The sequence below is a fragment of the Chromobacterium fluminis genome (assembly GCF_011602385.1).
In the GTDB taxonomy this organism is placed as follows: domain Bacteria; phylum Pseudomonadota; class Gammaproteobacteria; order Burkholderiales; family Chromobacteriaceae; genus Chromobacterium; species Chromobacterium fluminis.
On the sequence record NZ_JAAOMA010000007.1, the window covers coordinates 24,921 to 44,258 of the forward strand.

The 19,338-nt window shown below is 62.8% G+C and carries 17 protein-coding genes; 5 read left to right on the top strand and 12 right to left on the bottom strand.

What is annotated here, in order from left to right; all coding sequences use genetic code 11:
• Window positions 1-185: 185 nt before the first annotated feature.
• The 7 genes from HA052_RS06865 to HA052_RS06895 form a co-directional block, all read right to left on the bottom strand.
• Window positions 186-584, bottom strand: coding sequence for a hypothetical protein (locus HA052_RS06865; protein ID WP_081549748.1), 399 nt, complete (start codon window positions 582-584; stop codon window positions 186-188).
• A gap of 270 nt (window positions 585-854) precedes the next feature.
• Window positions 855-2,390, bottom strand: coding sequence for an amidophosphoribosyltransferase (purF, locus tag HA052_RS06870; RefSeq protein ID WP_166451340.1), 1,536 nt, complete (start codon window positions 2,388-2,390; stop codon window positions 855-857).
• 106 nt (window positions 2,391-2,496) lie between these two features.
• Window positions 2,497-2,991, bottom strand: a complete 495-nt coding sequence (locus HA052_RS06875; protein WP_048415279.1) for a CvpA family protein — start codon at window positions 2,989-2,991, stop codon at window positions 2,497-2,499.
• Window positions 2,992-2,996: 5 nt separating this feature from the next.
• Window positions 2,997-3,818, bottom strand: coding sequence for an SPOR domain-containing protein (locus tag HA052_RS06880; protein ID WP_166451341.1), 822 nt, complete (start codon window positions 3,816-3,818; stop codon window positions 2,997-2,999).
• A 7-nt stretch (window positions 3,819-3,825) separates the two neighbouring features.
• The gene (gene folC / locus HA052_RS06885; protein WP_166451342.1) at window positions 3,826-5,094 is read right to left on the bottom strand and encodes a bifunctional tetrahydrofolate synthase/dihydrofolate synthase; all 1,269 of its coding nucleotides are present in this window, start codon (window positions 5,092-5,094) and stop codon (window positions 3,826-3,828) included.
• Complete coding sequence (locus HA052_RS06890) at window positions 5,091-5,534, bottom strand: protein YgfX (RefSeq protein WP_166451343.1); 444 nt, start codon at window positions 5,532-5,534, stop codon at window positions 5,091-5,093. The genes folC and HA052_RS06890 overlap by 4 nt, the downstream gene beginning before the upstream one ends.
• Window positions 5,535-5,537: 3 nt before the next feature.
• A complete protein-coding gene (locus HA052_RS06895) occupies window positions 5,538-5,891 on the bottom strand; it encodes a hypothetical protein (RefSeq protein ID WP_081549760.1) in 354 nt (117 codons plus the stop codon).
• A 123-nt stretch (window positions 5,892-6,014) separates the two neighbouring features.
• Here HA052_RS06895 and HA052_RS06900 point away from each other — a divergent pair, with 123 nt between their 5' ends.
• Window positions 6,015-7,925: an ATP-binding cassette domain-containing protein gene (locus tag HA052_RS06900; protein WP_166451344.1), complete on the top strand. Its 1,911-nt coding sequence runs from the start codon at window positions 6,015-6,017 to the stop codon at window positions 7,923-7,925.
• The gene (locus tag HA052_RS06905; RefSeq protein ID WP_081549764.1) at window positions 7,922-8,482 is read left to right on the top strand and encodes a C40 family peptidase; all 561 of its coding nucleotides are present in this window, start codon (window positions 7,922-7,924) and stop codon (window positions 8,480-8,482) included. The genes HA052_RS06900 and HA052_RS06905 overlap by 4 nt, the downstream gene beginning before the upstream one ends.
• Before the next feature lie 151 nt (window positions 8,483-8,633).
• Here the strand turns inward: HA052_RS06905 and HA052_RS06910 are convergent, their stop codons facing one another.
• The 4 genes from HA052_RS06910 to HA052_RS27915 form a co-directional block, all read right to left on the bottom strand.
• Window positions 8,634-9,992 carry a nucleotide disphospho-sugar-binding domain-containing protein gene (locus HA052_RS06910; RefSeq protein WP_166451345.1) on the bottom strand — a complete coding sequence of 453 codons (1,359 nt, stop codon included), beginning with the start codon at window positions 9,990-9,992 and terminating at the stop codon, window positions 8,634-8,636.
• Between the two features lie 118 nt (window positions 9,993-10,110).
• Window positions 10,111-11,748, bottom strand: a complete 1,638-nt coding sequence (locus tag HA052_RS06915) for a methyl-accepting chemotaxis protein (protein ID WP_166451346.1) — start codon at window positions 11,746-11,748, stop codon at window positions 10,111-10,113.
• A gap of 425 nt (window positions 11,749-12,173) precedes the next feature.
• The gene (locus HA052_RS27570) at window positions 12,174-12,389 is read right to left on the bottom strand and encodes a chemotaxis protein CheB (protein ID WP_346774543.1); all 216 of its coding nucleotides are present in this window, start codon (window positions 12,387-12,389) and stop codon (window positions 12,174-12,176) included.
• Window positions 12,390-12,439: 50 nt separating this feature from the next.
• Complete coding sequence (locus tag HA052_RS27915; protein ID WP_277345076.1) at window positions 12,440-12,571, bottom strand: hypothetical protein; 132 nt, start codon at window positions 12,569-12,571, stop codon at window positions 12,440-12,442.
• A 203-nt stretch (window positions 12,572-12,774) separates the two neighbouring features.
• On the opposite strand from HA052_RS27915, the gene HA052_RS06925 reads away from it, so the two are divergent.
• Both HA052_RS06925 and HA052_RS06930 read left to right on the top strand, forming a co-directional pair.
• Entirely contained in the window at window positions 12,775-14,463 is a 1,689-nt protein-coding gene (locus HA052_RS06925; protein ID WP_166451348.1) for a methyl-accepting chemotaxis protein, read from the top strand.
• Window positions 14,464-14,509: 46 nt separating this feature from the next.
• Window positions 14,510-16,255, top strand: a complete 1,746-nt coding sequence (locus tag HA052_RS06930; protein ID WP_166451349.1) for a methyl-accepting chemotaxis protein — start codon at window positions 14,510-14,512, stop codon at window positions 16,253-16,255.
• A gap of 108 nt (window positions 16,256-16,363) precedes the next feature.
• On the opposite strand, the gene HA052_RS06935 is transcribed toward HA052_RS06930, so the two are convergent.
• Complete coding sequence (locus HA052_RS06935) at window positions 16,364-17,113, bottom strand: endonuclease/exonuclease/phosphatase family protein (RefSeq protein WP_166451350.1); 750 nt, start codon at window positions 17,111-17,113, stop codon at window positions 16,364-16,366.
• Window positions 17,114-17,551: 438 nt separating this feature from the next.
• Here HA052_RS06935 and HA052_RS06940 point away from each other — a divergent pair, with 438 nt between their 5' ends.
• On the top strand, window positions 17,552-19,198 hold the full coding sequence (locus HA052_RS06940; protein ID WP_166451351.1) for a HAMP domain-containing methyl-accepting chemotaxis protein: 1,647 nt from the start codon (window positions 17,552-17,554) through the stop codon (window positions 19,196-19,198).
• The last annotated feature ends 140 nt before the right edge of the window (window positions 19,199-19,338 follow it).

Genomic DNA, 19,338 nt, shown 5'->3' on the forward strand with positions numbered 1-19,338 from the left:
TGAAACCCGCTTCGAAATGCTCATGTACCACGCGTACATTCCGCTTTCTCAGCCATTTTCGCCTTGTCTCGCCTTAGCTCGCGAGATCGTAAACACGTTCTGAGAACCGTTGCGAAAGTCCGCTCTGTTTCGCCTGGCGCAAAGCGGAGAGTACTCTAACTTCGGCTCTCAAGTTTGACGCGGCGCTAGGCCCGGGTGGGTTTTCGCGGCCGTCTTGCGCGCCGCTGCAACAGCTCTTCCAGTTGGGCGCTGATTTCCAACGACGCCTTCACACCCAACCCCTGCTGCAATGCGTCGCGCTGCGGCGGCGCGGCCTGAGCGAACAGCATGGTCTCCCGCAACAAGGCGTTCATCGAATCCAGCCCGCCCTGCGCGTGCGTTTGCAAGCGCGCGTTGATGCGGCGCAGGCTGTCGGCCACGTCGATGGAATCCGTGACCGCGCTGTTCAGCCGCATCAACTGCCCTATCTTCAGATAGTCCTGCAACTTGATGGCGCCGCTTTGGCTCATGGTGAGCACCAGGCCTTCGATGATTCTCTCCAGCGCGGCTTGCCGCGCAACCAGCATCTCCAGAATGTCATCCATATCCACTCCTCAATATCAGGCGCGTCAAAGGCAGACTAACAAGTAAACAGTTTTAAATACATATTAATTTAGACCAGTTTACGCATCTGCTTTATCACGCCGGGTTTTTATCGGCTTATGGCATCAAATATTCAATATGGGAAACGGGTTTGGCAAGCGAAATACCGCAAGACTCAGGCATTGTCAGGGTGGCTGTCGCCAAATTGCGTCGCGGCCACAGACAAAAAAGCGGCGGGCAATGCCCGCCGCCGTTCGGAATTTAAATCACTATCACATTAAATTCTGCTCGGCCACGTTCAGATTCAAGTCAATCATCTGCTCGCTGCCGCTATGCTCCGCCCCCGCCTTGCCATCCAGCCGCTCGGCCTCGATCGCGTCCAAATAGGCCGGAGTGATGTCGCCGGTAATGTACTCGCCGTTGAAGCAGGAGGTTTCGTAGCTGCTTAGCTTGGGGTTGACGCTGCTAACCGCCTCTTCCAACGCGGACAGATCCTGATAGATCACCGCGTCGGCGCCGATCTCTTCCGCGATCTCGGCTTCGTTGCGACCGGTGGCCAGCAGTTCCGCGCGAGTCGGCATATCGATGCCGTAGACGTTGGGGAAACGCACAGCCGGGGCGGCCGAGGCGAAATACACCTTCTTGGCGCCGGCGTCGCGCGCCATCTGCACGATTTCCTTGGAGGTGGTGCCGCGCACGATGGAATCATCCACCAGCAGCACGTTGCGGCCCTTGAATTCGCAAGCCACCGGATTGAGCTTTTGGCGCACCGATTTCTTGCGCACCGCCTGGCCCGGCATGATGAAGGTGCGGCCGATATAGCGGTTTTTGATGAAGCCTTCGCGGTAAGGCAGGCCCAGGTGGTTGGCCAATTGCAAAGCGCTGGGGCGACTGGTGTCCGGGATGGGCATGACCACGTCGATGTCCAGTTCCGGCAAGGCGCGGCGGATTTTCTCCGCCAGCTTCTCGCCCATCACGATGCGCGCCTGGTAGACCGAGGCGCCGTCAATCACCGAATCCGGGCGCGCGAAGTAGACATACTCGAACAGGCAGGGCGCGTGGCGGGTTTCGCTGGCACAGCTGCGGGCGTGGAATTCTCCGTCGAAGCCGACAAACACCCCCTCGCCCGGCTGCACGTCGCGCAGCAGGTTGAAACCGGAACAGTCCAGCGCCACGGACTCGGACGCGAACATGTATTCGGTCTTGCCGCTGTTGACGCAAGTGCCTATCACCAGCGGGCGGATGCCGTTGGGGTCGCGGAAGGCCACCAGACCGTAACCGGCGATCATCGCCACCACCGCGTAGGCGCCGCGTACGCGACGATGCACCGCCTCGATGGCGCCGAACACCGCGTCCACGTTCAGCTCGTTGCCGCTGAGCCGCTGGGTCAACTCATGGGCGAACACATTCAACAGCACCTCGGAGTCGGAGTTGGTGTTGATGTGGCGCAGGTCGTGGCGGAACATGTCCGCTTTGAGCTCTTCGGTATTGGTCAGGTTGCCGTTGTGCGCCAGCACGATGCCGAACGGCGAATTGACGTAGAACGGCTGCGCCTCGGCCAGGCAGGAGGCGGAGCCGGCTGTGGGATAGCGCACGTGGGCGATGCCGGCGGTGCCCAGCAGGGAGCGCATATTGCGGGTGCGGAACACGTCTCGCACCATGCCGCTGCCCTTGTGCATGTGAAAGGTCTTGCCATTGGTGGTCACGATGCCGGCGGCGTCCTGACCTCGATGTTGCAGCACCTGCAAACCGTCATACAGCAACTGGTTGACCGGAGCCTGACCGACCACGCCTAGAATTCCACACATCTTTTGCTCTCTTCCCTACAACTAAAGAAACGGACAAAAAAACAAGACAAAGAAAAAGGCGGAATCTTGAAGTGAAGATATCAAGATATTCCGCCTTGTTCACCAGCTACCCGGTGTAGTGGAGGTTATCGGCCAGCATCGCCGGTAACCAGGGCCTTAATGATAAGGCCACTGATTCAAATGGCGCCGAGAGCACGGCATTCCTCCACATGGGTTGTCGCGGCAGATCGCTCAAGCCGCCCACCAAAACCAGGGCCGTCACCAGCACCAGCCCGCGAGCCAGGCCGAACACCGCCCCAAACAATCGATTGACCCCGCCCAGGCCCACGCTGTCCAGCATGCCTGTCAGCGTGACCCGCAGCAAGGCCGTGGCCAGCCAGGCCAGGAAAAACACCGCCACGAAACCAGCCACCAGCCGCAAGCCTTCCGAACTGAGCTCGCCGGGCAAAAACGCCGACACCACCGGCGAAAACTGCTTGGCGCACCAGAAAGCGATCAGCCAGGAGCCCAGTGACAGCACTTCGGCCACCAGGCCGCGCATCATCGCCACCAGTATGGAGCCGGCGATGATGGCGATGGCAATATAGTCGAAGATGGTCATGACGGCTACTTGGTCACGATAATGCCGTTAACACCGGCCTTGGCCAGCTTCTGCAAAGTGGCTTGCGCCTCGGCGCGGCTGTTGAACGGCCCTACTCGCACCCGAGTCACCTCGCCCTTGCTGGTTTGCACCTTGCTGAAATGGGCGGACACGCCTATCGACGACAACTTGGACTTCAAGGCGTCGGCCTTTTCCGGGTCCGACAGCGCCGCCAGCTGGATCACCGATTTGCCCTCGCTCTTGGCGGCGGGCTCCTCTTTCTTCGCCGCGGGCTTGTCCAGCGAGTCGAAGCGCCCCTCAAGGATAGCCGCCGGGTCCGGCTTGCGCGCCGGCTTTTCATCCAGCTTGATCTCAGGCTTTTTATGCTCGGGCTTGGCTTCAGGCTTGGCCGGTTTGGGCTCCGGCTTGTGTTCGGGTTTGGGCTTGGCTTCCGCTTTCGGCTCGGGTTTGACTTCCGGCTTGGGCTCCGGTTTGAGCGCGGGGGCCGGTTGCGCCGCCGGCACGGCCGGCGTCATGGAAGACAGATTGGCCGCCAGTTCGGTGGCGCCGGGTTTGGACGCGGGCGAGACTTCAGCCAGCGCCGCGGAAGCCGGCTGGGCCGGCGGCGGCACGGTGCCCGCCGGCGCTTCGGCGTGATTGGCCGTCGGCGCGGAGGCCCCGGCTCCCAGCACTTCTATGGATTCCGGCTTCATCTGCTGCTCGGGCAGGCGGCCCACGACATTCCACAAAACAACGGTGGCGACGGTAACCAATACCACAGCGCCCACCAGACGGCGTCTGGCGCGCTTGCGCAACAGGATCAACTCCTCGTGGGTGGATAAAGCCATGCTTTCCTCAAGCCGGGTGTTGCCGAGCTTCCATCACCTCGGCAACGGTGTGGAAGGAACCAAAGACGACAATTCTATCACTCTCCTCCGCCTGCGATAAGGCCGCCGACCAAGCTTGCGCCACGGTGGCGAAGGATTGCACCCGCGCGATGCCCATTTCCGCCAGCCTGGCGGCGATGCGCTCGCCGCTCTGCCCGCGCGGCATGTCGAGGCCGCCGACGAACCAAACGTCGAATTCCTCCCGCGCCAAAGACGCCACCTGCTCCAGATCCTTGTCCTCCAGCATGGAGAATACCGCCAGCCGGTTGCGGGCGAAGGGCAGCTGTTTCAGGCTGGCCGTCATCGCCTTGACCGCGTGCGGATTGTGGCCCACATCCAGCACCACCGCCGGGCGGCCCGGCATCACCTGGAAGCGCCCCGGCCACTCCACCTCCAGCAGCCCGCGTTTAACCGCGCCCAGGCTCACCGGCAAACGAGGCTTCAAGCACTCCAGCGCCGCCAGCGCGGCGGAGGCGTTGATCATCTGATAACCGCCGCGCAAGGCCGGCAGAGGCAAGGCGTGGCGGTGGGCCTCGCCCATATGGAAGGACCACTGGTTGTCCATGCGCTGATAGCCGAAATCCGGCCCGTACAGTTTCAGGTCCGCGCCGATGGCTCGCGCGTGCTCGATCAGCCGCCGCGGCGGATTCGGGTCCGCGCACAAGGCCGGCTTGCCGGCGCGGTAGATGCCGGCCTTCTCGAAACCGATATCCTCGCGGTTGTCGCCCAGGATGGCCTGGTGGTCGATGTCCACGCTGACCACCACCGACACGTCCGGCTCGAAAATATTGACCGCGTCCAGACGTCCGCCCAGGCCCACTTCCAGCACGATCACGTCCACCTTTTCAGCGACGAAGCTGTGCACCGCCGCCAAGGTGCCGAATTCGAAATACGTCAAAGAAGTGTCGCCGCGCGCGGCGTCTATCGCCTCGAAACTGGCAACGATACGTTCATCGCTGGCCGGAACCATGTCAATCGCGATGCGCTCGTTGTAGCGCAGGATATGGGGAGAGGTGTAAGTCCCCACCTTGAAGCCGGCGCAACGCAATATCGCGGACAGCATCGCGCAGACCGAGCCCTTGCCGTTGGTGCCGGCCACCATCACCACAGGGCAAGACGGTTGCAGTTTCATCGCGGCGCGTACCCGCTCCACGCGGGCCAGGCCCATATCGATGGCGGTGACGTGCAGGCTTTCCTGCCAGCTCAGCCACTCCGCCAGAGTCTTGTGTCCAGTCATTTCGTCTCAGTATCGTCCGCGGCTTGAAACCACAGCAAATAAGTCCGCAAACGGCGACGGCCGTCCGCCGGCGCCGAATCCGGCCACAACATCAATGCGCGCCGGCGGCCGCCGACGCGCACATTCAACACCGTCAGCCACGGGGTGACGAAGCAGTCGTCCAGCGGGCTCGCCGGCAGCGCGGACTCGCGCCACAAAGTCAAACGCCCCAGGCCGTCCACTTCAAGCCGCCTGAAACGGCCGGCGTCGCCCCAGCCGTCGGCGCGCAAGGCCCGCCAGAGCAAGAAAGCCGCCACCGGCAGCAAGGCCAGCCAGGGCGGCGGCAGATAACGGATCACCCCCCAGGCCAGCAGCGCGCCGGCGGCGGCGGCCAGCAACAGCCAAAGGCGGGAGGGCCTCAACTCGAAGCCGAAAGGCTCCAGCCGCTGCCGCCGGCTCATGGCTTAGAGATCCAGCGCCGGGTTGTTGCTGATGTCGGCGTCCACGCTGTCTATCACCGTGGAATGGATCTCCACGTCGAACCATTCCCAGAAGGCTTTCAAGGACAGATCCTTGGGCCATGTTTCTTCGTCCTCGTACCAGGACGCCAGTTCCATCTTGAACAATTGTTCATAGATCTCGTCGATGTAGGCGACGCCCTCTTCCGGCTCGTCGAACTCCGGCAGCAGGATCACGGTGCAGTCGGCGCGCAGGCTGTCCAGCGCCAGATCCATGTCGTTGTCCGGGGCCTGGTTCAGCCAATCCAGGAACGGTTGTTTCGGTTTGATCACGGCCACCGAGCGGTCAACGAAGTACATAGCATGCCTTTCATTCAAGTTTGGCCGGCATTGTAACAGCACAAACCGCGCGGCGCTAAGCGTGGAAGCGTGACCGGCATGTTACAATCCGTGCATTTTTCCATACAGAAAACAACACGCACCATGGCTCTGATTACCGTCGAAAAAGCCTGCCTGGCTTTTGGTCACCACGCATTGCTGGATAACGTCGATTTCGCGCTGGAACCGGGAGAAGTGGTCGGCTTGATCGGCCGCAACGGCGCCGGCAAGTCTTCGCTGCTCAAAAGCGTGGCCGGCGCGGTGGCGCTGGACGACGGTCGCGTCAACATCAAGGGCGACGTCAGCGTCGCCTATGTACCGCAAGAGCCGGAGCTGGCTCCGGAGCACACGGTGTTCGAAGCCGTGGCCGAAGGCTTGGGCGATTTGAAAATCCTGCTCACCGAATACCATCAGGTCACCCATCAACTGACCCAGGCGGACGCGGACCACGAACAGGCGCTGGCGCGGATGGAGCACATCCAGCACGTGCTGGAAACCCGCGACGGCTGGCAGTTCGACGCGCTGATCTCCTCCACCCTGTCCCATCTGGACCTGAACCCGGACGCGTTGATCAGCGAACTGTCCGGCGGCTGGAAAAAACGCGTGGCGCTGGCGCGAGCGCTGGCGTCCAAGCCGGACGTGCTGCTGCTGGACGAGCCCACCAACCACCTGGACGTGTCCGCCATCGAATGGCTGGAAAACCTGCTTAAAAGCTATGGCGGCAGCGTGCTCTTGATCACCCACGACCGCCGCTTCCTGGACAACGTCGCCACCCGTATTGTGGAGCTGGACCGCGGCATTCTGCGCAGCTATCCGGGCAGCTTCTCCAGCTACCATGTGCGCAAGGCGGAAGAACTGGCCATCGAGGAAGAGCAAAACCGCATTTTCGACAAATTCCATGCCCAGGAAGAAGTGTGGATCCGCAAGGGCATTGAGGCGCGCCGCACGCGCAACGAAGGCCGCGTGCGCCGGCTGGAAGCCATTCGCCGCGAGCGTTCGGCGCGGCGGGAGCGCGTGGGCCAGGTCAACTTCCAGCTTAACGCCGGCGAGCGCTCCGGCAAGCTGGTGGCGGAACTGGAGCACGTCAGCAAGGGCTTTGAGGGCAAAACCCTGATCCGCGACTTTACCACCCGCATCCTGCGCGGCGACAAGATCGGCCTGATCGGCCCCAACGGGGCCGGCAAAACCACGCTGCTCAAACTGATCCTGGGCCAGCTGGACGCGGACAGCGGCAGCGTCAAGCAAGGCAGCAAGCTGGAAATCGCCTATTTCGACCAGTTCCGCGAGCAGCTGGACGAAGACAGCAGCGTGGCCGACATCATCAGCCAGGGCAACGACTTCGTGGAAGTCGGCGGCGTGAAGAAACACGTAATGAGCTATCTGGAAGACTTCCTGTTCTCGCCGCAGCGCGCGCGCAGCCCGGTGCGCTCTCTGTCCGGCGGCGAGCGCAACCGCCTGCTGCTGGCCCGGCTGTTCACCCGCCCGGCCAATGTGCTGGTGCTGGACGAACCCACCAACGATCTGGACATCGACACGCTGGAACTTCTGGAAGACGTGATCGCTCAATATTCGGGAACCGTGTTCCTGGTCAGCCACGACCGGGCCTTCCTCGACAACGTGGTCACCCAGGTGATCGCCTTCGAAGGCAACGGCCGGCTGGAAGAGTATCCAGGTGGTTACCAGGACTGGATCGACACCAAGGCGCGCATGGCGGCAATGAAACCGGTGGAAAAACCGAAGGAAACCGCCGCTCCGCAGGAAAAGGCCAAGGACAAGCCCAAATCCGCGCGCAATAAACTGTCCTACAATGAGACGCGAGAGCTCGCCGCGCTGCCGGACGAGATCGCCGCGCTGGAAACCGAGCAAGCCAACCTGAATCAGCAATTGCTGGACCCCAACTGCTACCGCGACACGCCCAAGGAGGCCATCGCCTGGCAGCACCGGGTGCAGGAAATCGACGAATTGCTGATGGACAAGCTGGCGCGCTGGGAAGAACTGGAGTCAAAGCAACAATGAGCAAAACCTTGCCGCCTTCGCCTTCTTCGCCGTTGGACCGGCGCGCGCTGCTGCGCGGCGCCGCGCTGCTGTCGCTGGCCGGCCTGCTGGCCGCTTGCGGCACCACCCCCTCCAAGGTGGCGGGCGGCCGAAAACCCCGCCCCTCCGGCGATCTCAGCCTCTCCGGATTGAAGGCCGACGGCGCCAGCCGGGAAATCCTGATCTACACGCTGGGCCTGCTAGGCCTGGACTACAAGTTCGGCGGCACCAATCCCGAGGCCGGCCTGGATTGCAGCGGCATGGTCGGCTACATCTACCAGAACGCCGTCGGCGTCACCCTGCCGCGCACCGCCGCCGAAATCGCCGGCGTGGCGCGGCCCATCCCGGATAGCCGGATGCGGGTAGGAGACCTGGTGTTCTTCAACACCATGAACCGCCCCTTCTCCCATATGGGCATCTTCATCGGCGACGGCAAGTTCGTGCACGCGCCGCGCACCAATAGCTCCATCCGCGTGGCGCGGCTGGACAACAGTTATTTCGCCGCCCGTTACGAGGGCGCGCGCACGCTGTTCAGCTAAGAACCTGTTTACGATCTGCTGCGCGCGTGGAACGTTACACGGTGAGTACACCTTCGAAATGCTCATGTACCGTGTGTACACTCCGCTTTCTCAGCCGCAACGCCTTGTTCGCGAGATCGTAAACACCTTCTAAGCACCTCCCAAGCGCTCGCTAGCCCGGCGCCAGCGCCGGCGTCGCGCCGGCGCTTTCCGCCCCGCGCGCAGCCTGTCCCAACAAAGCCTCCTCCACGCCGTCCAACAGCGCCCGCGTCGCTTCCGCGCCGGCCGCCATGCGCAAGGCCAGCTCGCGGCAGGCCGGACCCGGGCCCGGCTCGGCCAGCAAACGCGCCAACAAACGCCCCATTCTCCCCGCGGACACGCGCTGCGCGTGCAAGACCTCGGCCACGCCCAGGCGCTTGGCGCGCTGGCCGTTGTCGAACTGATCGTAGGCGTAAGGCACGATCAATTGCGGGATCCCGGCGCGCATCGCGTCCGCCATCGTGCTGACGCCGCCGTGATGCGTCAGCGCCGCCGCCCTCGGCAACAGCGCGGCGAAAGGCGCGTGCGCCTGCCACAGCACATCGGCCGGCAAAACCGGCGGCAACTGCGCCGCGTGCGGCGTGACGAAAATCCCGCGCCGGCCCAGCCGCCGCAAGGCCCGCAGCGCGGCGTCGAAGAAGGCCGCCGCGTGCCGATGGCCGGTGCCCGGCGTGAACACGACGGGCGCATCGCCGGCGGCCAGAAAGGCCTCCAGCTCGGCCGACAGCCCCGCGCCCCGCTGCGCGGCGGGCAGCAGGAAATCCCCTTCGAAGAATGGCCGCGGCCAATCCGGCTGCAAGGCGGCGAACCAGCGGGGAAACAGGCCTATCGAGGCGTTGGGGGCTCTCAGCATATGCTCGAAAAAATGCGGCTCCGCCGACAGGCCGCGCTTTGCGCGCGCCGCGTTCAGACTGGGCAAGGTCTGGGCGTTGAACCAGCGATGCAGCGCCCACCACAGCAGGCCGGCTCCGGCCGGCGGCAAGCAACCGGGAATCCGCAAGGAGCCCAGGGTGAGCAGGTCGTGGCGGCTGCACAGATTGGACGGCGCGAGATAGGCCGTCACAATGCGCAAATCCGACCGCGCCGCGCGCGCCAGCGCCGCCATCGGCACCAGGACGGGGTGGCACAAGACCACGCAGTCCTCATCCGCCGGCAGATCCCTCACCCGCTCCCGCAAGGCGTCCAGATCCGGCGCCAGGCTATCCCAGAGCACGCCCCAGCTCTTGCGCTCATGCCATAGATCGGGGTTGTCCAACGCCGCCTGTTCCCGCTCGACGCTGCCGAACAGCCAGTACGGCAGGCCGGCCGCCCGCGCAGCTTCCTCCTGCAAGGCCGGCGCCAGCATCCGCACCCGGTGGCCGCGCTCGCTCAAGCCGCGCGCCAGCGCAACGAAGGGCTGCATGTCCCCGCCGGTGCCGCTGGATGCCACGATGATCAAAGGACCGCGCGCCGGGTCCGCGCCGGCATGCGACAACGACAGCTCCCGCTCCATGGCCCGCCTCCTTCCTTTAGGATGAAGAGCCACTTTACGCCAATGTCATTTATCTGACAAAAAGAAAACCGCCCAAGGGCGGTTGCGTGCGCATGGCGGCCCTGCGCCGCGCCATGGCTTAGAGCGTGAACTGCTGCACCACGCCGCGCAAAGACACCCCGCGCTCCAGCAGATTGACCACGCCCTGCTGCGCCTCTTCCGCCGCCAGCCGGTTTTCCTCGGCCGAGCTGCTGACCGACTCCACGCTGCCGGCCAGGTGCTGGGAGGCGTTGGCCTGCTCGCGCACCGCCGCGGAGATATCGCCCATGCCGCGCGACACGCCCTGAATCTGCACCGAAAAGCCCTGCAAGGTGTCCTGGGCCTCGCCGGCGTGATTGACGCTGGCGTCCACGCGGTTCACCGCCGCGCGCATGCCGGAGATGGCGGAAGCGGAATCCTGCTGCACGGAATCAATCATCGAACCTATCTCCACCGTGGCGTTGGCGGTGCGCTCGGACAGCTTGCGCACCTCGTCCGCCACCACCGCGAAACCGCGGCCCTGTTCGCCGGCGCGCGCCGCCTCGATCGCCGCATTCAAGGCCAGGAGATTGGTCTGATCAGCGATATCCTTGATCACCGCCACAATCATATTGATCTCATTGGTGCGCGAATCCAGTTGATCCAGCTTGCCAGCCAACTGAGTCACTTCCTGCTGCACCGTCCGCATGCCCTCCACCGCGTTCTGAATGTATTGCACCGTGGTCTGGGTCTGCCCTTCAAACGAAGACATCAGCGTGGCCGCGTCCTCGGCGATTTCCGAGACATGGGCGATGCTCACCGCCAGTTCCTCCACCGCCGCCGCGCTGCCGCGCACGTCTTCCGCCTGCTGGCCGGAGCGAGCGGCCACGCCGCCCACCAGTTGGTCGATATGCTGGGATTCGCTCTGCACCGCGTCGGATTCGCCGCGGATATCCAGCAGGCGTTGACGCAGCGCCTCCATGAAGGTGTTGAAGGAGGACGCGATGCGGCCCACTTCGTCTCGGCTGCGCACCGGCATGCTGCGCGCCAGGTTCCAGTCGCCGCCGGCCAGTTGCTGCAAGGCCACGTTCAACTCGTTCACCGGCTGCACCATGCGATTGGCCAACAGCAAGGCCACCAGCTGGGACATCAGCAACAGGCCCAGGCCCACCGCCCCGCTTTGCCATAACACCTGGGTGCGCAAGGCCTCCACTTTTTGCAAGGAGGTGTCCACCCCCACCACGTAGCGCATGCCGCTGGCCGAGGTAAACGGCACGAACACCGAGCGGAACAGGCCGAACTCGCCCTGGTATTCCTCAAACTGGGTGGAACCGCTGCGCAAGGCCGCGGCCAGGCCAGCCGGCACATCCTTGTACTCGGCCAGGAACCACTGCTGGTACTGGCCGGACTTCACCTCGTTCGGGCTGGCGGAAGAACTGGTGTACAACACGCGACCGTCGCGCTGAATGGTGGAATACGCGTAAGCCAAGCCGCTGTCCCTCGCGAAATCGGTCAACTGCTTGGTGGTGGCCTGGCTATTGGGATTGCTGTCCGGCAATTGATCGTGGAAATTCTCGCCCACCATCTGGCGCGCCGCGTAGGCGGCGGTCAGCAAGGTCTGATCCACGCCTTTCATTTCGGAGTCCACGGTGCTGCGATAGGCGTAGATCGAATAAACCGCCACAATCAGCAAGCTCACCAAAGTAAAAGCGGCGGATAGTTTGGCCCGCAAGCCCCAGCCCTTGTTCAAGACACTCATACGGATGCATTCCCTCGACATTCATTCCAAAAACAACTCCCCGCCGGCGGTGCATCCGGGACGCGCCGGACCGGCGCCGCAAATCCAGGCAGTGGATCAATCAGTAATCGACAAGAGGCGATGACGGCGCCGCAAAGTGATGCGGAGCGAGCGGGGAAAGATAGACAGGCGGCGGCGCACCGGGACAGGCGGCCCAGAGCGGCGGCGAGCGCTGAATATGGAAAGTGATGATAACGCTAATTAAACGCGAATCAATGCGGCTGGCTTTGGTAGTTTGCACATAGCAAGTGCATAATCGCTTTTTCTTCAGACGAAGCAATCCGCCTCGCTTTGTTTTTAAAGGTTTTTTTATAAATAAGCGGGGATAAGCATGGGTGTTTACGTAAAAACACCTATCGTCGCTGTATCTATCTTGAGCGCCCTGCCTATCCCAGACGCGAGGCGGCTTGCAAACAGATCACCTTGTCCAGCCCGCCGCGGGCGATGGCCGCCTGCGGCATGCCGAACACCACGCAAGAGGCCTCGTCCTGAGCCAGCGTGCGCGCGCCGGCGCTCACCGCCACCGAACGAAACAGCACGTCCACCGGCGGCCCGCCCTTGACCTCGGCCACAAACTGCTTCTGCCGACGGTGCAGCAACAAATGCTGCCTCCCGGCGCAATAACGCGCTCCATGCCCTGCACCGGCCGCAGCTACCGCCCAAACGCCAGCAGCAAGGCGCAGCCGTCTACCTCCGTCATCCCGGCAAAGCGCAGCGACACCGCCTCGTGCGCCAGTAGCGGCGGCAGCTGGTTTTTCAGCTGCTCCGCCGTGTAAATGCTCAATTCGCCGCTCAGGCTGGTCCTGCCCCAACCGCATGCAAAATCATTCCGCCGCACAAGCAAACGCCAAGCCGCTGTTAACTCAATGTTTTTACTTGAGTATCCACACTAGAACTAGTAAAGAAACAGATTGTTTTATAAAAAAGAGTAACCAGGCCTGGCGCGCGGCGGCGCGGACACGGCAACTGCAGCATGGCGGGAGGTCTATGAAACTGAGCATCAAATCCCTGTTGACGGCCAGCGCCGGCGTCTTCGCCCTGCTCTTGCTGCTGCTTCTGCTGTGCACTCTGCGTTTAAGGCATGAACTGGACTTGCAAGCCCAGGCGGAATCTCAGCGCAATCAAAGCTATCTCCTCGCCAACGAGCTGCGACAAAGCTCGGACGACCTCACCCGCCTGGTTCGCACCTACGCGGAAACCGCGGACCCGCGCTACGAACGGCAATACTGGGCCGTGCTGGCCATCCGCAACGGCCAGCAGCCGCGCCCTCAGCACTACAACCGCATCTATTGGGACTTCATGGCCGCGAACGACAGCAAACCGCAGCCGGACGGCCCGGCGGTCCCGCTGCAACAACTGATGCGGCAGGCCGGCTTCACTCAACAGGAATTCGACAAACTCGGGCTGGCCCAGGCCAATTCAGACCGCCTGGTCAATACCGAAACCGTGGCGATGAACGCGATGAAGGGGCGCTTCGCCGACGGCCAGGGCGGCTTCACCCGGCAAGGGCCGCCCGATCCGGAGCTGGCCCGACGCATCCTGCACGACCGCCAATACCATCTGGACAAAGCCGCCATCATGCAGCCGGTGGACGCGTTCTATCAGCTGATGGAACAGCGCACCAACCAAGCCGTCGCCCAGTCTCGAACCCAGGCCGGCTTATGGATGGCCATCGTCATCGGGCTGATGCTGGCCTTCTGCGCGCTCGGCCTGCTGATGTTCTGGACCATTTACCGCCGCCTGTTCGCCATGCTGGGCGACGAACCGCTACGCGTTACCCACCTGATGCGGGCCGTGGCCGCCGGCGATCTAGCCGCCACCGCCCCGCCTGGCGGCTACCCGGCGGACAGCTTGGCGGAAGCCATGCTCCAAACCGTCACCACGCTCAGCCGCGCGATAGCGGATTCCCAGCGCGGCGCCGGCCATCTGTCGATGATGTCGGCCCAGATCAGCCACAGCTCCCAGCAACTCTCACTCAATACCAGCGGACAGGCGGCCAGCCTGGCCGAGGCCGCCTGCTCGCTGGAACAGATTTCCTCCGCCATCAACCAGAGCAGCGACAACGCCAAGCTCACCGAAACCATGGCCGCCCAGGCCGCGGACGACGCTCGCCAGGGCGGCGAAATCGTCGACCACACCGTGCGCAGCATGGAGCGCATCGCCGAACACATCTTGGTGATCGACGACATCGCCTATCAAACCAACCTGCTGGCGCTCAACGCCGCCATCGAGGCCGCCCGCGCCGGCGCGCAAGGCAGCGGCTTCACCGTCGTGGCCCAGGAAGTGCGCAAGCTGGCGGAACGCAGCCAGGTGGCCGCCCGCGAAATCAGCGGCATGACCGCCAGCGGCGTTCAGCTTGCCGGCCAGGCCGGCGCGCAACTCGCCGCCATCGTCGCCTCCAGCGGCAAAACCGCCAGCCTGATCCAGGAAATCGCCATCGCCGCCAATGAGCAAGCACTAGGCGTCGGCCAAATCAACGCCACCATCCAGCAACTGAGCGCCGCCACCCAGCAAAACGCCAGCCTGGTGGAAGAACTCGCCGCCATCTCGGCGGACAGCCGCAGCCACGCAGACCAAGTACATGGCAAGATGCGGCACTTCCACGCTCCCGCTCCCCAAAGAGGAGAAACCAGCGCCGCCGGCCGCGTCCCCGCGGGCCATGGACCCCGTCATTGACCGGCCACCACCACATCGTTCAGCTGCACTGTGAGGACATCTCCACATGAAAAACCTACGCGCCAACCAGGCCATCACTGGTCTGCTGCTTCTCATCGCGCTCACCTTCATCGGCGTGATCTACACCTTCGTTTCCATGCGCCAGGCGGTGGATGTGATGAGCGCCGCCAGCGAAAGCCGCTACCACTCCTACTTGCTGGCCTCCGAACTGCGACAAAGCTCGGACGACCTGACCCGTCTGGGCCGCACCTACGTCGTCACCGGCGACCCCGGCTATGAGCAGCAATACAACCGCGTGCTGGACATCCGCAACGGCAAAGCGCCTCGCCCGCAGGAGTACAACCGCATCTACTGGGACTTCGTCGCCGCCGGCCAGGAAAAGCCCAGGCCGGACAGCGAAACCGTGCCCTTGCAAACCCTGATGCAACAAGCCGGCTTTACCGACGGCGAGTTCGCCAAGCTCAAGGAGGCTCAAGCCAACTCCGACGGCCTGGTCAAACTGGAAGTACGGGCGATGAACGCGGTTAAAGGCAAGTTCGCCGACGCCCAAGGGCAGTACACCGTCAGCGGCCAGCCGGACATGGAACTGGCGCGCAAACTGGTGCACAGCAAGGAATACCATCAGTTCAAAGCCCAGATCATGAAGCCCATCGACGACTTCTTCGTGCTGCTGGACCAGCGCACCAACGCCGCGCTGGCGCAGGCCAAAGACAGGCTGTCCAACGCCCAGCTGCAGTTCCTCACCGCCATCGTGCTGCTGGTGGGCGAAATCCTGCTGCTGATCCTGCTGGGCCGCCGCCAGATCCACACCCAGCTGGGCGGCTCCGTCACCGACATCGAGAGCGTGCTGCAGGAAATTGCCTCCGGCAATCTGGCGGTGGAGGTGCCCAAAGCGCCGGAAGCCAGCGCGCTGGGGCAAATCGGCGTCATGAACCAGCGGCTGCGCCGCCTGATAGGCGAAGTCAACAACAACGCCGGAGAACTGGTCAGCGCCGTCGGCTCTTTGCACCAGACCACCAACCGCATCAGCGAGGACGCGGACCAGGTCAACCAAGCCATCAGCTCCAGCGCCGCCACCATTGAGCAGATCACCGTCAGCGTCACCCATGTGGCCGACACCACCGCCGACGCCAACGCCATCATCTCTCAAGCCAACAACAGCGCGGAACGCGGCCGCCAGGCCATGCACCAAGTGTCCGCCGAAGTGGGCAAGCTCTCCCAGGCCATGTCCACCCTCAGCGACACCCTGCATTCGCTGGGCACCCGCTCCGAGGAAATCAGCTCCATCGTCAACGTGATCAAAGACATCGCCGATCAAACCAACCTGCTGGCGCTCAACGCCGCCATCGAAGCCGCCCGCGCCGGGGAAATGGGCCGCGGCTTCGCCGTGGTGGCCGACGAAGTGCGCAAGCTGGCCGAACGCACCGCCCAGGCCACCACCGAAATCACCAATATGACCCAAGGCATGCGCCAGCAAACCGCCGGCACCGTCGCCAGCATGCAGCAGGCCCGTTCCACCGTGGACCAGAGCGTGGACCTGGCTCAGGGCGCGGCCAGCGAGATCGAAAACATCGGCGGCCTGATGCGGCAAGTGGTGGATACCTTCACCCAGATCACCCACGCCACCCGCGAGCAATCCACCGCCGTCGGCAACATCGCCCACACCACCGAACACATCAACGGCATGACCCGCAGCACCTCGGAAGTGGCGCAAGGCGCCAGCGCCACCCTCAGCGAACTGAACGGCCACGCCAGCAAGCTCAAACACGTGGTGGAACGCTTCCACCTCTAAAGCCGCGCGTTGGAGATACAAAGCAACAGGGCTCCGCCATGCGGAGCCCTGTTGCTTACTTGGACGCTCAAAGCCCGTTAAAAGGCTCTGGGAAAATCACGCCTACCGTCAGATAGGCACCAGGCTGGCGGACAGCGGCAAATGATCGGACAAGCGCGACCACGGCGCGCCCCTCAGCACCTCCGCCCCCAAGGGCTTCAGCCCGCGCACATAGATCCGGTCCAGCGGCAACATGGGCATGCGCGCCGGAAAGCTGCGCGCATGGCGGCCGAACAACTGATCGAACACCTCCACCATGCCCAGGCTGTCCATCAGGTGATCCGTCGCCTCTTCCCGCCAGTCGTTGAAATCGCCGGCCAGAATCAGCGGCGCGTCCGCCGGCACGTTCTCGCGCACATAGCGCGCCAGGTCCAGATACTGCTTGCGCCGGTCCCGCGCCAACAGATTGAAATGGCCGCACAAGGTCACCACCGGCCGCTTCCAGCCCGCCGGCGTCAGCTGACAGTGCAGCAGGCCGCGGTTCTCGAAGCGGTTGACCGAGATATCGCGGTTGCACCAGGTATTGATGGGAAAGCGCGTCAGCAAGGCGTTGCCGTGATGGCCGTGCTCATAGGCCGCATTCAGGCCGTAAGCCACCTTGTGATCCAGCCGGCGCGCCAGAAAATGATGCTGCGGCAGCTTGGGCCAGCTGGCGTGCTGCAAGGCGCGCTCAATGTTCTTGCCTTGCACCTCCTGCAGGAACAGCACATCGGCGTCTATGGACTCCAGCGCGGAAGCCATATCGCCCAGCCGCACATGGCGGTTCAGCGGCGACATGCCCTTGTGGATATTGTAAGTGGCTACGGTAATGGCTTTCATGCAATACGCTTTTTTAGACCCGCTAACAAAACCCCTGATCCCACGTTGCGCCTCCTTGCCGTACGACTTGTACTGCCTGCGTCGGCGCGCCTTGGTTCAGGTTCTCTGCGAGGGTTTGTTAGTGGCTCTTAATCGGGAGGGCTCACAGCCCGCCGCTTTTAACTGCCCCGTGAACAAGCTAACTCAGACCACCGGCCGCCGCCCCCGTTCCCCGCGCCCATTGTCCGCTGCCTCAGTTTCAAAGATAAGCGCTGGAGGCGCAATTGCAATCTCCGCGCCCAGGCAAACAGGGAATTGAAAATCATTCTCCTAACGCGCATTGCCCGTCTGCAAAATATCCAACAACCGGCATTGCAAGATGAATACAGCTGCACTACACACTTATAACAGTAGCTAGAAAACAATACGTGATTATCGGCGGAAGTTAGGGAGCGAGCGATGGGAAACTTTCTTGCGCAGTTCAGCATCAAGGTCAAGATCTTGGGGCTGATACTGCTTGGCGTGCTGGCCAGCGTGGTCATCGGCACGGTTGGCATCAAAAGCACCGCGGAGATGAACAATCTCACCATTGACATGCATGACAATCTGCTGATGTCAGTCAATTGGGTCTCCAGCGCCAACCAGTACGCCATCTACGTCAGCCGGTCCGACTACCGCTTCATCGCCGAGAGCGACAAAAAACAGATGGACCAGATTACCGCCAACCACGCCAAATACGTGGCGGAGATGAACCGGCTGATGGATCTCTATCGCAAAACCGTACTCACCCCGCCGGAAGTGGACGCGCTCAAACGCTTTGACGCCGCCTGGCCGGCCATGGAGGAAGCCTGTAAAAAAGTCCGCGACCTCAACTACAGCGATACTGGCGACGGGGTCAATAACAAGAAAGCGCTGGAACTGATGTCCAAGGAGTGCCGGCCCAAATTCCAAGTCGTCGACGACATCATGAGCCAGATCGTCGACATCAACATCAAAGTGGCCGATAAAGCAAAAGAGACCGCGGATCAGGAATACCAAAGGGCTCGCAATACCACCATCGTCGTGCTAGTAGCAGCCGTAGTCGTATTACTAATGCTGGGCTTGATGATACAGAACGGCATCATCGGCAGCCTGAAAAAAGGCATGGCGGCGCTGTTCCAACTGGGCAGCGGCGACCTGACCGGCGAAATCGAAGTACAGGGCAAGGACGAAGTGGCCCTGATGATGCAATCGCTGTCCGACACCCAGAAAAAACTGCGCGTTACCGTGGGCGACATCATCAACTCCGCCTCCAGCGTGGCCGCCACCGCGGAGGAACTGGCCGCCTCCACCGAGCAAGTCAGCGCCAGCATCGGCCAGCAGGTCAACGCCACCTCCAGCGCCGCTGCGTCGATCGAAGAGCTGACCGTCAGCATCGACCAATGCTCCAACAACGCCTCGCTGGCGGACTCCCAGGCCAGCGAAGCCGGCAGCCAGGCCAAGATAGGCAACAAAGAAGTGCAGGACTCCACCCATCAGGTGCGCAAGGTCAACGACAGCGTGGCCGCCTCCGCCAACAACCTGGAATCCTTGTCCGAACAGGCGCAGATGATCAGCAGCATCGCCACCGTCATCAAGGAAGTGGCGGATCAGACCAACCTCTTGGCGCTCAACGCCGCCATTGAGGCCGCCCGCGCCGGCGAACAGGGCCGCGGCTTCGCCGTGGTGGCCGACGAAGTGCGCAAGCTGGCGGAACGCACCACCGGCTCCGCCACCGAAATCACCCAAATGATCGCCAAGATCCAGGCCGGAGCCAAGGAGGCGGTGGACAGCATGCGCAGCAGCCGCCACATCGTCAGCCAAGTGGTGGAATCCTCGGAACATGTGTCCACCACCATCAGCTCGGTGGAAGAAAGCGCGGAAGGCGTGGTCGGGGCCATCAGCGACATCGCCATGGCGATGCAGGAACAGCGTCAGGCCAGCACCGAACTGGCCACCCGCGTGGAAGCCATCGCCCAGATGTCCAAGGAAAACGGCATTGCGGTGGATGTGTTTTCTCAAGCCACCCGCGAACTGGCGGTGGTGGCGGAGAGGTTGCAGCAGACCACGCTGGCCTTCAAGCTCTAAGAACCTGTTTACGATCTGCTGCGCGTCGACGATACCGCGTTGAAACCGGCTTCGAAATGCTCATGTACCACCTGTACATTCCGCTTTCTCAGCCGTTTTCGCCTTGTCTCGCCTTAGCTCGCGAGATCGTAAACACGTTC